A 14,298-nucleotide genomic window follows, 5' to 3' on the forward strand; every position below is an offset into this window, starting at 1 on the left:
TCATGGCCAACACGCTGGCTTTGTCCACGCAACTCGCCACCGCCCGGCTCCGCGACCCGAAGGGGACCGGCGCCCTGGACGCCTTCGCCCTGGTCGCCTACGGAGTGGCCGCCTGGCTGGCCTTCGTCGTCGCCTCCGGGACCTGGATGTTCTTCCGCCGCCTGGAGGTTCCCTCCGCCTGGTTGGCCGCCCAGCAGTCCGGGGATCCCGGCTCGCCGTCGTTCGCGGAGCTGTTCGGCTCCACCTACGTCGTCTTGGCGCTGGTGGCCTGCGCCCTGCTGATCGTTCCGATCCTCACCCTGGGAGGTGCCGCGGCCCGCCTCGGGGCCCGGGGCCGGGCCCGCCGGCTCGCGTCGCTGCGCCTGATCGGGATGACGAGCGGTGAGATCGTCGGCATGTCGGTGGTGGAGAGCCTGGTGCAGGCGCTGGCCGGGATCGTGCTCGGTGCCGTGGCCTGGGCCGCGACGTTGCCGCTGCTGATGCTGCTGTCCTTCCAGAACCAGCACCTCGGCATCGCCGAACTCCTCATGCCATGGTGGCTGTGGCTCGCCGTGGTCGTCGTCCTGCTGACGCTGGCCGCCGTCTCGACCGCCCTCGGGCTGACCCGGGTCAGCATCTCCCCCCTCGGCGTGGCCCGGCAGACGGCCGCCCCCGCGCTGTCGGCGAAGCGGGTGCTCGCCCTCGTGGCCGCCGTCGCGGTCGTCGGGCTGCTGACCGCCGTCATGCGGATCCCGGTGAGCGCCATGGTCCTCGGCGCGATCCTTTTCGGCGTGGTCGCGATCGGCGTGGGCCTGCTCAACCTGTTCGCCCCCTGGCTGCTCCAGACCATCGCCCGGCTGAACGTCGTCACCGGCAACCCGGCCCGCCTGATGGCGATGCGGCGCATCATCGCCGACCCTCGATCGGCCTGGCGCAACGTCTCCTCCATCGCCCTGATCGGGGTCATCGCCGGGGCGGTGGCGGTGGTCCCCACCGACGGCAGCCAGTTCCAAGGGATGAGCGAGGTCAACGCCATGGTGATGCTGGACATCCGTAACGGGGCTCTGCTCACGCTGGTCATCGCGCTCATCGTGGGCGCCACCTCGACGGCGCTGGCTCAAGCCTCCGATGTGGTGGACCGCAGCGACGAACTGGTCGCCCTGGACCGCATGGGGGTCGAACCGGGAGTGGACGCCGCCGCCCGGCGCCACCAGGTGCTCATGCCGCTCCTGGCGACGCTGCTGGTGTCGCTGGGGCTCGGGGTCCTGGTGGGATTGCCCGCCCTGACCACCAAGCCCGACCTGTTCACCTGGGGAGGCTCCAGCGGCGTGATCCTGCTGGCGACGGTCGTCGCGGCGGTGGTGTTGACCCTGCTCGCCGCCGAGGCCACGCGTCCGTTGCGGCGGCGCGCGGTGCGCCAGCAGGTCCGCCGCAACGACTGATCCGGCGTCCTCGATTCGGCCCGCGGACGCTACGGCTGCCGCGGGCCGACGACGTCCCCGAGGAAGGCCAGCGTCGCGGCGAGGACGGCGACTGCGGTCCGCGCAGGAAAGGAATGCGTGGCGCCGGGCACCACGGTCAGCGTCCGTGCGCCTCGCTGAGGTGTCGTGAGCGCCTCCCAGAGTTCATCCGGGGTGCCGAACGGGTCGCGCGCTCCGCTGATGAGCGCCACCGGCACCGGCACCCCGGCGAGTTCACCCGCCCGCGACGTCGCGGGCTTGCCCGGTGGGTGCAGCGGGAAGCTGAGAGCCAGCACCCCGGCCAGGTCGGCATCCGCGGTCCGGCAGGCGATCCGGGCGCCTGCGCTGCGGCCCCCCGTGACCAGCGGCACCCCCGGCCAGCGCTCCCGCACCACGGCGGTGGCGGCCAGCCACGCGGCATCCGACGCCGGGGGCCGCGGGCCGATGCTGCGCCCGGCCAGGCGCCACGCGAACTCGAACCGGGCGACCGCCCAGCCGTGGCCGGGGAGACCGGCGCCCAGCGCGTCCAGATCGGTGGCGTGGATCTGCCCGGAGGCTCCCCCGCCCAGGAGGAGGACGCCGACCGGCCGCTGCGGTCCGTCCCAGCTCAGCCGTCCCAGGCCCTGATCGGTCGGCACCTCACAGGTCTGCATGCGGACGTCCTCTCCCGGTGGCGGGCCCGGTTCGGGCACTCTCAGGCACCATGCCATGCTGAACCCATGGACTTCCACAACCTCTACGATCACGGCTTCGTGCGCGTCGCCGCGGCGACGTTCCCCCTGACGCTCGTGGAGCCGGCCGCCAACGCCGCGGCGGTGCTCGCCGAGGCCACGAGGCTGGACGAGGAGGGCGCGCGCCTGGTCGTGTTCCCGGAGATGTGCATGGTCGGCTACTCGATCGACGATCTCGTGCTCCAAGACACCGTGCTGGACGGCGTGCAGTCGGCGCTGGCCGACCTCGTGGCGGCGTCGGTCGATCTCGGGCCGGTGCTGGTCGTCGGCGCCCCGTTGCGCAGCCTCAACCGGATCTACAACTGCGCGGTGGTCATCCACCGGGGCCAGGTGCTCGGCGTGGTCCCCAAGGTGTACCTGCCCACCTACCGCGAGTTCTACGAGGCCCGGACCCTGGCCTCCGGCGACGACGTGACCGGGGAGATCGCGGTCGCCGGGCAGGACGCCCCGTTCGGCGCCGACCTACTGTTCTCCGCCCTCGACCTGCCCGGCTTCGTCCTGGCCGTGGAGATCTGCGAGGACATGTGGGTTCCCGTGCCGCCCGCCGCCGAGGCCGCCCTCGCCGGCGCGACGGTGATCGCGAACATCTCCGGCTCTCCTATCACCGTGGCCAAGTCGGTCGACCGGCATCTGCTGTGCGCCTCCAGCTCGGCCCGCTACCTGGCGGCCTACCTGTACTCCGCGGGCGGGGAGGGCGAATCCAGCACCGACCTGGCGTGGGACGGCCAGACGATGGTGTACGAGAACGGGACGCTGCTCGCCTCCTCGGAGCGGTTCCCCAGCGGCGCGCGCGCCTCGGTCACCGATGTCGACCTGGGCACCCTCGTCCAGGAGCGGCTGCGCCAGGGCACCTTTGACGACAACCGGCGCGTCCACGGTGAACGCACCGCGGCCTACCGCACCGTCGAGTTCGCGCTGCTGCCCCCCGCAGGCGACCTGGGGCTGCGGCGTCCGGTGGCGCGGTTCCCGTTCGTGCCGGCCGACCCCGACCGGCTGGCCCAGGACTGCTACGAGGCGTACAGCATCCAGGTGGCCGGGCTGGAGCAACGACTCAAGGCCATCGGGCAGCCCAAGGTCGTCATCGGCGTCTCGGGCGGGCTGGATTCCACCCACGCCTTGCTGGTGGCCGCTCAGGCGATGGACCGGCTGGGGCGCCCGCGCACCGATGTGCTCGCGTTCACGATGCCTGGCTTCGCCACCACCGACCACACCCGCAACAACGCCACCGAGCTCGCTGAGGCCCTCGGGGTCAGCTTCGAGACCCTCGACATCACCGGCGCCTGCCGCGCCTTGCTGCAGGAGATCGGGCACCCTTTCGCCGAGGGGGAGCCCGTCTACGACGTCACGTTCGAGAACGTCCAAGCGGGCATGCGCACCGACTTCCTGTTCCGGATCGCCAATCAGCGCGGCGGCATCGTGCTGGGCACCGGGGACCTGTCCGAGCTGGCGCTGGGGTGGTGCACCTATGGGGTGGGCGACCAGATGAGCCACTACAACGTCAACGGAGGCGTCCCCAAGACCCTCATGCAGCATCTGATCCGCTGGGTGATCGCCTCGGACCTGTTCGGCGATCGCGCCGACGCCGTGCTGACCTCGATCCTCAACACCGAGATCACCCCCGAGCTGGTGCCGACCGTGGCGGGGGCCAAGCCGCAGTCGACCCAGGACTCGATCGGGCCCTACAACCTGCAGGACTTCACGCTCTACTACGTGCTGCGCCACGGCATGAGGCCCTCGACGATCGCCTTCCTCGCGCACCACGCGTGGTCCGACGCCGCCGCGGGCGCCTGGCCCGCCGGGTTCCCGCAGGAGGAGCAGGTGGCCTACGACCTGGCCACCATCAAGAAATGGCTGGCCGTGTTCTGTTCGCGGTTCTTCGGGTTCGCGCAGTTCAAGCGCTCCGCCCTGCCCAACGGCCCCAAGGTGGTGCGCGGCGGGTCGCTGTCCCCGCGCGGGGATTGGCGGATGCCGTCGGACACCTCGGCCCGGCTATGGCTCGACGAACTGGAAAGGAACGTCCCGTGACCGGTGTGGTGGAGGCCGTCGTCTTCGACGTCGCCCAGGTGATCGTGGAGTGGGATCCCCGGCTCCCGCTGGTCGGTGAGATCAGCGAGGACGCTATCGAAGCCTTCCTGGCCCATGCCGGGTTCTGGGCGCTCAACGCGGAGGCCGACGCCGGGCTGGGCATCGCCGAGATGAGCGTCCGGATCGACGCCGACATGCCGGAGATCCGCGACGCGTTCGCCGCGTACGTGACCCACTTTCCGCGCTGCGTTCCCGCGCCGATGGCCGGCACCACCGAGGTGATCGACGAGCTGATCGCGGCCGGCGTGCCCGTCTACGGGTTGTCGAACTGGTGGGCGGAGAACTTCACGGTGCCCCGCGCCATGGCTCCGGTGATCGGGAGGCTGCGCGACGTGATCGTGTCCGGGGAGGTCGGCCTGGCCAAACCCGACCCGGCGATCTTCCTCCTGGCCGCCACGCGCTTCGGCGTCACGCCGGAACGGACCCTGTTCGTGGACGACTCGCGCCCCAACGTGGACGCGGCGGCCGGCGTCGGTTTCGCCACGCATCACTTCACGCAGGCGGCGGGGCTGCGCGAGGACCTCGTCCGGCGGGGGCTGCTGAGCGCCTGAGCACAGGCGGACCGCTCAGGCGAACGGCCAGCCCTCGACCATGCCCGGCGCTCGGGCGGGCTCACGGTAGTGCTCGACGCCCAGCATCGCGGAGAAGGCCTCCGGCGGCATCTGCAACATGCCGGCCGCATCGGGCTGGCTCGCATGGGCGGCCAGCGCGGCCCGCTTGACGGGCAGTTCGTCGGTGATGTCGACGGCCCAGTGCAGGTGAGCCTGGGGCGTCCCGATCGGGTTGCCGTCGTCCATGGGGGCGTCCACGTCCCATTCCTCGTACCCGGCGGCCGCGGCCGTCGCGGCGAAGGCCCGCATCCGGTCACGGTTCATGGTGGTTTCGAGGTAGCGCAGGGGACGCGCCGCGAGATCGGCCGCCCGCCGGGTGACCCGGTGGACCTGAACGTGGTCGGGGTGCCCGTAACCGCCGTGCCAGTCGTAACCGAAGACGGCGTCGGCCTCCTCGGCGTCGAGGACGTCGGCGATCTGCCGGGCGACCGCGTCGACGTCGGCCTGCATGAAGGCGCCCTCGGCGGTGTTGCACTCCCAGCCCCGCATGCCCGAGTCGTGGTAGGGCAGCCACACCAGCCGCTGAGCGCCCGTGATCGCCGCGGACGCCTCCGCCTCCCGGTGGCGCAGGTCGGCCAGCGACCCAGCCTCCCCCTCTGGCAGGGTTCCCTGGTTGCCGTCGGTGGCGTAGACGATCACCACGCGATCGCCTCGCGCGACGGCGCGAGCGATGGTTCCGGACGTCTGGCTGGCCTCATCGTCGGGATGGGCATGCACGAACACGAGCGTTGACACGCCCGCAACTGTGCCATCACCTTCGCGCCGTCCCAAACGGCCCGCGCTGTCGTGGAACGCGGGCCCCAGGCGGTCAGGGACGCAGGGGACGTCCCTGGCTGTCGCGCGGGTTCCCCGCCAGGATGAGGATCCCGTCGATGAAGCCCCACAGGGCCCCGATCCCGAAGGTGACGAACGTCACGACGATCTGGGCGATGCCCATCCCGATGTTGCCCATGTAGAACCGGCCCACCCCCAGCGAGCCGAGGAAGATCCCGAGCAGCCCGGCGGCGAGCTTGCTCTTGTCCGAGTACGGCAGCCCGCTGACCGGGTCGACGCCGAACGGAGCCGACAGCGCCATCCCCTGGCCGGGCAGGCCATATCCCGGCGGCTGGTAGGCGTAGGCGCCATTCGCGGGCGCCCCATAGGGCCCCGATGCCGGGCCCGGCTGCCCGAAGGACGACTGCTGGCCGAAGGACGACTGCTGCCCATAGGACGACTGCTGTCCGTAGGGAGACTGCTCGCCGGGCGTCGTCGGCTGGTCATAGGGCGGGAGCTGTCCTCCCGTTGCGGGATAGGGCTCCTCGTAGGAAGGCAACTGCGAGGCGTTCGACAGCAACTGCTCCTCGTAGGGACCGGGCACGTGCGGGAACGGGGGCTCGCTGGAGATCAGGGGGTTGGAGTACCCGGAGGAATCGGGGGCGTTGCTGGCCGGGGGGCGGTCGCCGTCGGTCATGTCTCCTACTTTCGGTCGGCGGACCAGCGAACTATAACGCCGCCAGCCGTCGACGCGGCCGACCGCCCGGACCGGGACCGGGGACGCGCCGGGGGTGGCCCCCACTTGGGAGCCCGACACCACCATGGAAAACTACGACGGTGGGGAACACGTCGATGTCACCGGGGGACGCCCAACGCCTGAGTCGGCTGCGCAGGATGAAGACTGTCGCCTTGTCGCTCCTTGGCCTGGCGGCCGTCGTCTATCTGCTCACGCTGCGCCTGGATCACACGGGGGTGTGGGGCTACGTGAACACCGCCGCCGAGGCCGCCATGGTCGGGGCGATGGCCGACTGGTTCGCGGTCACGGCCCTGTTCCGGCATCCGCTCGGCGTCCCGATCCCCCACACCGCGATCATCCCGCGCAAGAAGGACGAGCTGGCCGGTTCGCTGCAATCCTTTTTCGCGGACAACTTCCTCACCGAGAAGGTGGTGCGCGAACGGCTGGCCAGCGCTCACCTGGCCCGACGACTGGGAGTGTGGCTGCAAGACGAGGCACACGCCCGGCGGTTGGTCGTCGAGGCAGTGCGGCTGCTCAAGACGGCCCTGAACAAGGTCGACGACGAGGACGTGCTGGCGGTGGCCACCGACGTCCTCCTGCCGAGACTGGCCCAGGAACGGGCTGCGCCCATGACCGGAGCGCTCCTGGAGGCGATCGTCGAGGACCACGCCCACACCGGGCTGGTCGACCTCATCATGCGCGAACTCCACGCCTGGCTGGGTAAGAACCCGACCTACTTCACGGCCGTCCTGCACGACCGCGCCCCCCGTTGGTCCCCCCACTTCGTCAATCAGCGCGTCGTCTCGGCGCTCTACTGGCAGGCGCTGGACTGGGTGGCGGCCGTCCGCGACGACCCCGACCATCCGACGCGGCAGGCCCTGGATGCGTTGCTGCTGCGCATTGCGACCGACCTGACCACCGACGAGGCCGTGCAGGCCCGTGCCGAGGGGCTGAAGGTCAAGCTCCTCACCCATCCCCAGGCCGGTGAGACGGTGCTGTCTCTGTGGCGGAACCTGCGGGTCAGCCTCAGCGACTCCCTGGATGATCCCGACTCGACGCTGCGCCTTCGGGTGGTCAGCGCCGTGGAGTCGCTCGGTGCCTCATTGACCGAGGACCAGGCCCAGCAGGCACGCGTCGACGCACTGGCCGCGGACGCGGCCGGGTACCTGGTCGCCACCTATGGACGCGAGTTGAGTTCGGTCATCAGCCACACCATCCGGCAGTGGGACGGCCGGGACGCCGCCAACCGGATCGAGTTGTACGTCGGACGTGACCTGCAGTTCATCCGCATCAACGGCACCGTCGTGGGTGCCTTGGTGGGCCTCGTCATCCACGCGCTCACCCAGCTCCTGCAGTGAGCCGTCACGCCCGATTCGGGTGCAGGACGACGATGCCCGCCTCGCCCTCCCCCGACGGCTGCCGCATCAACGTGGCGGCTTCGGCGAGGCCCACGGTCCGGGAGACCAGCATCGCAGGATCCAGACCGTGCTCGATGAGCCGGAACAGCGCCGGGTAGTCGACGGCGGGCATCCCGTGGCTTCCCAGGAGGGACAGCTCCCAGCCGATCACGCGCGACAGCGGAACCACGGGGTCCTCGGCCACGAGACCGACCTGGACGTGACGGCCCTGGCGGCGCAGGCTCCGCACGGCCAGGTCGGCGGTCGCGGCGGATCCGACGGCATCGAGGGAGACGTGAGCCCCGCCGGTCAGCTCAATGAGCTGAGTCAGCGCGGCGGGCCCGGCAGTCACCACGGCCTCCGCCCCCACCCGGGTCGCCAGTTCGAGGGCGGCCGGGTTCCGGTCGACGGCGATGGGACGGGCACCCAGTGCGGCGGCGATCATGACGGCGCTCAGCCCCACCCCGCCGGCCCCGACGATCACGACCCACTCCCCCGGGGCCACCGCGGCCCGCCGCGTCAGGGCACGATGCGCGGTCGCGAACCGGCAGCCCAGACTCGCGGCGGCGTCGAAGCTCAGGCCATCCGGCAGCCCGACCAGGTTGGTGTCGGCGGCGCGCACGGTAACGAACTCGGCGTGCGTGCCGGGGTCGGTGAACCCGGGCTGTGTCTGATCGGGGCAGACCTGCGCCTGCCCCGAGCGGCACCACGGGCAGACCCCGCAGCCGTTGACGAACGGCGCGGTGACCCGGTCACCCGGCTGCCATCGCGCCACCCCGGCACCCACCTCGGCGACGACGCCCGCGCATTCGTGCCCGGGCACCTGAGGCAGGTGGACGCCGGCGTCGTGGCCCGCCCACGCGTGCCAGTCGCTGCGACACAGCCCGGACGCGGCGACGGCCACGACGGCCTCCCCCGGGCCGGGACGCGGCAGCCCACGTTCGACGATCTCGATCGCGCCACCGAAGGACGCGTACTGCAGTGCCTTCATGGTCGTCCTCCTCTTCATGCGGCGAGGTCGGCCTTGAGCGCGAAGCTCACCAGCCAGTGCGTCGCCATGAAGTCGCCGGTGGTGATCGCTCCTGCGACCCGTTCGATCTGGAGCCGGGTGCGGTCCCGGACCCGGACGCGGGCCTCCTCGTCGAGCAGGTGCGCCAACTCCCGGAGGTGCCAGGCACGCGACAGCGCCAACCCGAGCAGGTGCGCGAGTTGGCCGTCGGTGGGGTCGGCGTCGGTGGCCGGCACCTCGAAGAGGGGGTCGTCTTCGCGCGCGAGCCCCGGCAGGAACCCGGCGAGCCAGTCTCGGGCGGCGTCGTGGCCCAGCACACGCCGCATCAGCACGGCTTCGCTCAAGGCTGCGGACAGGAAGTCATGGCCATCCGGCTCCCAGGCGATCGGGTAGTCCCGGTCGTCGGCGAACCAGGCGAGCGCGCGCTCATCAATCAGCGACAGCAGCTCGTCCTCGCCGAGCGCGCAGGCGGCGTCGCGAGCGAGGGTGAGGGCGAAGGCGGTGTTGCTGTGCACGCCGGCTCGCACAGGCAGCGGCATACCGGGCAGCCACGCCCGGAACCGGGCAACGAGAACCTCCCGCATCGGCGTCAGCGCCTCAGCCCACCCGCGGGCGCGGGCCCGCGGGGACGTGTGGGCGGCCGCCGCCAGTTGCAGTCCCCAGGCCCATCCGTAGGGGCGTTCGAAGCTGGGACGTCGCCTCAGGAGTTCTGCTTCCACCGCGATGTGCGCGGCAGTGAGGCGTTCGTCCAGGAGCGCGGTCAGCGCCTCGGCGGCCTGGGATTCGACCGGGGCCCCGGGCAGGTCGAGCAGCGTCAACCCGGACCAGTGCATGTGGACGCAACTGTGCCAGTCGAAGCTGCCGTGAAAGGCAGGGTGCAACCGGGTGGGTGTGACGTCGACATCGCCGGGGCCGGTGACCGTGTGCTGGGCGGCCCAGGGGTAGCGCTGCCGCACCGCTGAGACGACCGTCCCCGCCCAGGCGGTGGCGCGGGACGGGGACGGCGTGGTCATCGGCTCAGGCGGATGCGGCCTCGGCGGAGGCGGACTCGCCTCCGGCGTGCTCGGTCGAGGCTCCCTGGTCGTGTGACTCCTGGCTCTTCGCCTCGCCCTTGCGCGAGCATCCCGACCGCGCACGCCCGCCACGGCGGCCGTGGTCGCGGTCGCCACCGTCGGAGGGTGCTTGGGAGGCGACGGGGGCGTCATGCACGTGATAGCCGCGTCCCTTGCAGGTCTCGCACTGCACCGTGAACGCCTCCGCCAGGCCGGTGCCGATCCGCTTGCGGGTCATCTGCACCAGCCCCAGCGAGGTCACCTCGGCGACCTGGTGGCGGGTGCGATCGCGGCCCAGGGATTCGACCAGTCGACGCAGCAGCAGTTCGCGGTTGGCGGGCAGCACCATGTCGATGAAGTCGATGACGATGATGCCGCCGATGTCGCGCAGCCGGAGCTGGCGGACGATCTCCTCGGCGGCCTCAAGGTTGTTGGAGGTCACGGTGGCCTCCAGGTTGCCCTGGGTGCCGGTGAACTTGCCGGTGTTGACGTCGATGACCGTCATGGCCTCGGTGCGGTCGATGATCAGCGAGCCGCCCGAAGGCAGGTGGACCTTCCGCTCCAGCGCCTTGGCCACCTGCTCGTTGACCCGGAACTTGTCGAACAGGTCGCCCTCGGCGGCCCGGTCCCAGCGGCGCAGTCGCTCACCCAGGTGCGGCGCGACGTGCGTCACGTAGCCCTCGACGGTGTCCCAGGCGTCCTCACCCTGACCGTTGCCCTCCACGACGAGCGCGGAGAAGTCCTCGGTGAACAGGTCCCGGACGATCCGCACCGTCAGGTCGGGCTCCGCGTAGAGCTGCTGAGGGGCCGACCCGGCCTTGACCTTCTTCTCGATGATGTCCCACTGCGCCTGCAGCCGGTGGACGTCACGCTCGAGTTCCTCCTGGCTGGCCCCCTCGGCCGCCGTCCTGACGATGACGGACGCCTTCTCGCCGACGGCCGCATCGAGGATGCCCTTGAGGCGGTTCCGCTCCGACTCGGGGAGCTTGCGGGAGATGCCCGACAGCTGACCGCCCGGGCAGTAGACGACGTAACGGCCGGGGATGGAGATGTGCCCGGTGAGGCGGGCGCCCTTGGCGCCGATCGGATCCTTGGTGACCTGCACCAGGATCGTCTGCCCCGACTTGAGCACCTTCTCGATCCGGCGATCCTCGCCGGTGACCCCGTAGGCGTCCCAGTCCACCTCGCCGGCGTAGATGACGGCGTTGCGGCCGCGGCCGATGTCGACGAAGGCGGCCTCCATGCTGGGCAGCACGTTCTGGACGCGGCCCAGGTAGATGTTCCCGATCAGCGACGCGGAACTGTCCCGATCGACGTAGTGCTCCACGAGGATCCCGTCTTCGAGGACGGCGATCTGCGTGTAGTCCTCCGCCTGCCGGATGAGCATCTGCCGGTCGAGTGCCTCGCGCCGGGCCAGGAACTCGGCCTCGGACAGGATCGGGGAACGACGACGCCCCGCAGCCCGGCCCTCGCGTCGACGCTGACGCTTGGCCTCCATCCGGGTGGAGCCTTCGATGCCGGTGATCTCGTCGTTGGCGGACTTCGAGCGACGCGGTTCGCGGACCTTGATGACGACGTCGACGCCATCCTCCTCCGCGGCACCCGTGTCCTCGCCGCGGCGGCGGCGACGCCGGCGACGACGCGAGGAGGTCGAGGGAGACTCGCCCGCATCGTCGGAGTCATCAGTGTCGGGGGAATCCCCATGTGCGGTGCCCGCGGCATCCTCGCCGGGCTCGGCGTCGGAGCCTTCCTCCGACTCGCCCGACTCGGCATCGTCCTCATCGGAGTCCTCGTGGTCGGCGCCGCGACGACGGCGGCGGCCACCGCGACGACGGCGGCGGCGACGCGGCGCGGCATCGTCCTCGTCCGCGTCGTCGTCGACCTCGCTCTCCGCGGCGGCGTCCTCATCTGCCTCCGGAGGTTCTCCGCCGATGGCTGCGGCCAGATCGTCGAGGGCAGCACTCACCTCGGCGTCGTCGCGCACCTCCTCCGCGTGCTCCTGCTGTTCGAGCGCGGCGGTCAGCTCAGCCAGGCTGGCACCCACGTCGGCCGCGGTGCCTGCCTCCGTCGCCTCCGCGGCGTCGGCGTCGGGCTCGGCCCTCTTGCGGCTACGGCGGCTCCGCGTTCCGCGGGCGGCGGCGCGCTTGCGGGTCTTCGCCTCAGGCACGACCTCGTCGGTGGACGGCTCCTCTGCGGGCGTCTCGGCGACCAGTTCGAGCGGCACGTCGGCCTCGAGTTCCGGCTGCACCGCGGGCAGAGTGTCGGGAGCCTCGGGGAACAGCCCCTCCTGCGGTTCGGCGGCGGCCGCCAGTTCCTCGGCGGTCTCACCCTCCTCGGCGGCGACCTCGGTCACGAGTTCCTCGGCAATGGGTTGCTCGTCGAGGGGCTTCACGGCGACAGGCTTCTCAGCAGCAGGCAACGCGACGGCGGCTGGTTCAACCGGCGCCTCGGCCACGGGCTCCGGCGGTGTCACCGGGGCCGGCGGGCCGGCCGGCCGGGTGGCGGCACGGCGACGGCGGCGCGGTGCAGGGGTCGTTTCGGTGGATTCAGGGGTGGCACCGGAGGGTGCGTCCGAATCGAGCATGTGCTCTCCTCACGCGGCGGGAAGCCCGCCGTACAGTAGGTCGCGCGCCGGGCATAGGCACCGTGGCGCGACGAAGCTAGCGATTCTGGGGCGACCCGCCGCGGTCGAAGATCTCGTCGCGGCCTGGCACCCCGGTCAGACGCCGTCGGCGTTCGACCGATTTCTATCTTTCCACACAGGCGCGGCAAACCCCAGTCTCACGCGCCGGGTGCCACCTCGAAGGGCCCGACGATCCGGCCTTCGCGCCAGCAACCCTGGGCGAGCCGGGTGAGGATCGGCGGGTCGGCGACCGCGAACCCGGAGCCGACCCGGACCAGGGCCTGCACCACATCGTCGGGTCGCACCAGCGGGGTCCCGTGCGCCAGCGTGACCGCGACGCAGCGCCCCGAGACGGCCAAGGTGATCATCGCCGCGCGGGCGTCGAAGGAGCGCAGCCCGGCCTTGGTCATCCGCTCGACCTGAACGCTGTCGCTCGCCCCCACGGCGGCCACCGCGGCCGCCAATGCCGCCTCGTCAGCCCCGGGTAGGTCGATCCGCCAGTCCGACGCGGTGAGCCGCTCCGCCAGCGAGCCAGCGGCCTCCACGACCTCGAGGACGTCGAGGCCCTCCGGCAGGGCGGCATCCAGCGCCCGCGCCACGGCGTCCACATCAACCCGCCGGGCCAGCCCGATCTCCAGGTACTCCGCCTCGGTGGCGGCCCCCGTCGGCGAGGCGTTGGCGAACGAGACCCGCGGGTGCGGGTTGAAGCCGGAGCTGTAGGCCATCGGGACGCCCGCCCGGCGCAGGGCGCGCTCGAACGCCCGGGCGAAGTCGCGGTGCGAGGTGAACCGCGCCCGGCCGCGCTTGGCGTAGCGGACCTGCAGTTTCTGGACCGGAGGTGCCTGTTGCTCGGGCTGGCGGCGGGCGGCGTTCGTCACGGTCCAGGAGCCTAGCCGGGGCCGCGCCTGCCGCCGACGGAGCATGCGTTAGTGTCGCCAGCATGAGTGACGTTCGCTTCGACACGGTCCCGGTACTCGACCCCGCCAGCCCGCAGATGCGCGCCTGGCAGGACGCGGTCCGCCTCGGCTTCGGCGCCGCCGACGCCCCCGATGAGGCGCTCCCCCACTGGGTGAGCGACATCGTCGCCGACGGGCTGCGGCTGGACGCGGCGTTCTCGACCGCTACCCTGCCCGGTGTTGCTCCGGAACTGGATCGTCCGGTGGCCACGTTCGGCTCGGCGACCCTCGACGTCAACACCGGGGCGCGACACGAGCCGACGCTATTCATCTTCGACGTCACCGTCCGCACCACGCACCGCCGCCGGGGGATCCTGAAGCGGCTCATGATCGACGCGCTGACCCGGGCGAAGCAGGAGGGGCTGACCCTCGCGGCCCTCACCGCGTCCGAGGCCACCATCTACGGCCGTTTCGGTTTCGGCGTCGCTACCCGACGCCGGGGCGTCACGCTGGCCACGCGGCCTGCTCCGGCCTGGCGCCGCGAGGCACCGCCCCGCATCGCCCTGGTCTCCCCCGCCGACGGGCTCGCGATCCGCGACGCCGTGTTCGCCCGCTTCCATGCCACGACGCGCGGCTCCCATCAGCGCCCTCACGGCTATACGACGATGCTGTCAGGAGCCTGGGACTACGACAAGGACGCCCCGGTCTCCGGGTTGCGGGTCGCCGTCCACACGGATGAGGCGGGGGTCCCGGACGGCGTGGTGAGCTACATCATGGACGAGTCGGACGAGAGCCTGCGGGTGTGGGATCTGGTCGCCGCCGATGACGCCGCCGAACTGTCGTTGTGGCAGTTCCTCGGATCGATCGACCTCGTGCAGAAGGTCACCTGGCGTCATCTGCGCCCGGACAGCCCATTGGAGTGGGCGCTGGCCGACCCTCGGACGGTCACGACGACAGCCGTCGGCG

General features: G+C 71.6%; 12 protein-coding genes. 5 read left to right on the plus strand and 7 right to left on the minus strand.

Going from position 1 to position 14,298, the window contains the following annotated elements; genetic code table 11:
• The first annotated feature begins 2 nt into the window (after positions 1-2).
• Positions 3-1,421 (plus strand): FtsX-like permease family protein, encoded by a 1,419-nt coding sequence (locus tag V7E09_RS04020; RefSeq protein WP_324509502.1) that lies wholly within the window; start codon positions 3-5, stop codon positions 1,419-1,421.
• Positions 1,422-1,450: 29 nt separating this feature from the next.
• Here the strand turns inward: V7E09_RS04020 and V7E09_RS04025 are convergent, their stop codons facing one another.
• Positions 1,451-2,092: an alpha/beta hydrolase family protein gene (locus V7E09_RS04025; protein ID WP_324523039.1), complete on the minus strand. Its 642-nt coding sequence runs from the start codon at positions 2,090-2,092 to the stop codon at positions 1,451-1,453.
• A gap of 66 nt (positions 2,093-2,158) precedes the next feature.
• On the opposite strand from V7E09_RS04025, the gene V7E09_RS04030 reads away from it, so the two are divergent.
• Together V7E09_RS04030 and V7E09_RS04035 are read left to right on the plus strand one after the other, a co-directional pair.
• Positions 2,159-4,195 carry an NAD(+) synthase gene (locus tag V7E09_RS04030; protein WP_324509500.1) on the plus strand — a complete coding sequence of 679 codons (2,037 nt, stop codon included), beginning with the start codon at positions 2,159-2,161 and terminating at the stop codon, positions 4,193-4,195.
• Complete coding sequence (locus V7E09_RS04035) at positions 4,192-4,806, plus strand: HAD family hydrolase (RefSeq protein WP_324509499.1); 615 nt, start codon at positions 4,192-4,194, stop codon at positions 4,804-4,806. Before V7E09_RS04030 ends, V7E09_RS04035 begins: the two co-directional genes overlap by 4 nt.
• 15 nt (positions 4,807-4,821) lie before the next feature.
• On the opposite strand, the gene V7E09_RS04040 is transcribed toward V7E09_RS04035, so the two are convergent.
• Together V7E09_RS04040 and V7E09_RS04045 are read right to left on the minus strand one after the other, a co-directional pair.
• Complete coding sequence (locus tag V7E09_RS04040) at positions 4,822-5,601, minus strand: PIG-L deacetylase family protein (RefSeq protein WP_324509498.1); 780 nt, start codon at positions 5,599-5,601, stop codon at positions 4,822-4,824.
• A 73-nt stretch (positions 5,602-5,674) separates the two neighbouring features.
• Entirely contained in the window at positions 5,675-6,316 is a 642-nt protein-coding gene (locus V7E09_RS04045) for a TM2 domain-containing protein (RefSeq protein ID WP_324509497.1), read from the minus strand.
• 197 nt (positions 6,317-6,513) lie between these two features.
• On the opposite strand from V7E09_RS04045, the gene V7E09_RS04050 reads away from it, so the two are divergent.
• Entirely contained in the window at positions 6,514-7,713 is a 1,200-nt protein-coding gene (locus tag V7E09_RS04050; RefSeq protein ID WP_324509496.1) for a DUF445 domain-containing protein, read from the plus strand.
• Between the two features lie 4 nt (positions 7,714-7,717).
• Here V7E09_RS04050 and V7E09_RS04055 read toward each other — a convergent pair whose 3' ends face one another.
• The 4 genes from V7E09_RS04055 to V7E09_RS04070 all read right to left on the minus strand — a co-directional run bounded on the left by V7E09_RS04055 (position 7,718) and on the right by V7E09_RS04070 (position 13,314).
• Positions 7,718-8,743 carry an alcohol dehydrogenase catalytic domain-containing protein gene (locus tag V7E09_RS04055; protein ID WP_324523040.1) on the minus strand — a complete coding sequence of 342 codons (1,026 nt, stop codon included), beginning with the start codon at positions 8,741-8,743 and terminating at the stop codon, positions 7,718-7,720.
• 14 nt (positions 8,744-8,757) lie between these two features.
• Positions 8,758-9,774 carry a DUF2891 family protein gene (locus V7E09_RS04060; protein WP_324509494.1) on the minus strand — a complete coding sequence of 339 codons (1,017 nt, stop codon included), beginning with the start codon at positions 9,772-9,774 and terminating at the stop codon, positions 8,758-8,760.
• Between the two features lie 4 nt (positions 9,775-9,778).
• Entirely contained in the window at positions 9,779-12,205 is a 2,427-nt protein-coding gene (locus tag V7E09_RS04065) for an Rne/Rng family ribonuclease (RefSeq protein ID WP_442956834.1), read from the minus strand.
• A 389-nt stretch (positions 12,206-12,594) separates the two neighbouring features.
• A complete protein-coding gene (locus V7E09_RS04070) occupies positions 12,595-13,314 on the minus strand; it encodes a TIGR03936 family radical SAM-associated protein (protein ID WP_324509492.1) in 720 nt (239 codons plus the stop codon).
• A 62-nt stretch (positions 13,315-13,376) separates the two neighbouring features.
• On the opposite strand from V7E09_RS04070, the gene V7E09_RS04075 reads away from it, so the two are divergent.
• The coding region (locus V7E09_RS04075; protein ID WP_324523042.1) for a GNAT family N-acetyltransferase at positions 13,377-14,298 on the plus strand (922 nt) is incomplete at its 3' end.

The sequence above is a fragment of the Propioniciclava sp. genome (assembly GCF_036744435.1).
Classification (GTDB): Bacteria; Actinomycetota; Actinomycetes; order Propionibacteriales; family Propionibacteriaceae; genus Propioniciclava.

What these genes read in the sequence shown, in the direction of transcription:
- V7E09_RS04060 (WP_324509494.1), bottom strand. Translation starts at nt 9,774, where the DNA reads ATGACCACGCCGTCCCCGTCCCGCGCCACCGCCTGGGCGGGGACGGTC.
- V7E09_RS04055 (WP_324523040.1), bottom strand. Translation starts at nt 8,743, where the DNA reads ATGAAGGCACTGCAGTACGCGTCCTTCGGTGGCGCGATCGAGATCGTC.
- V7E09_RS04025 (WP_324523039.1), bottom strand. Translation starts at nt 2,092, where the DNA reads ATGCAGACCTGTGAGGTGCCGACCGATCAGGGCCTGGGACGGCTGAGC.
- V7E09_RS04030 (WP_324509500.1), top strand. Translation starts at nt 2,159, where the DNA reads ATGGACTTCCACAACCTCTACGATCACGGCTTCGTGCGCGTCGCCGCG.
- V7E09_RS04045 (WP_324509497.1), bottom strand. Translation starts at nt 6,316, where the DNA reads ATGACCGACGGCGACCGCCCCCCGGCCAGCAACGCCCCCGATTCCTCC.
- V7E09_RS04020 (WP_324509502.1), top strand. Translation starts at nt 3, where the DNA reads ATGGCCAACACGCTGGCTTTGTCCACGCAACTCGCCACCGCCCGGCTC.
- V7E09_RS04050 (WP_324509496.1), top strand. Translation starts at nt 6,514, where the DNA reads ATGAAGACTGTCGCCTTGTCGCTCCTTGGCCTGGCGGCCGTCGTCTAT.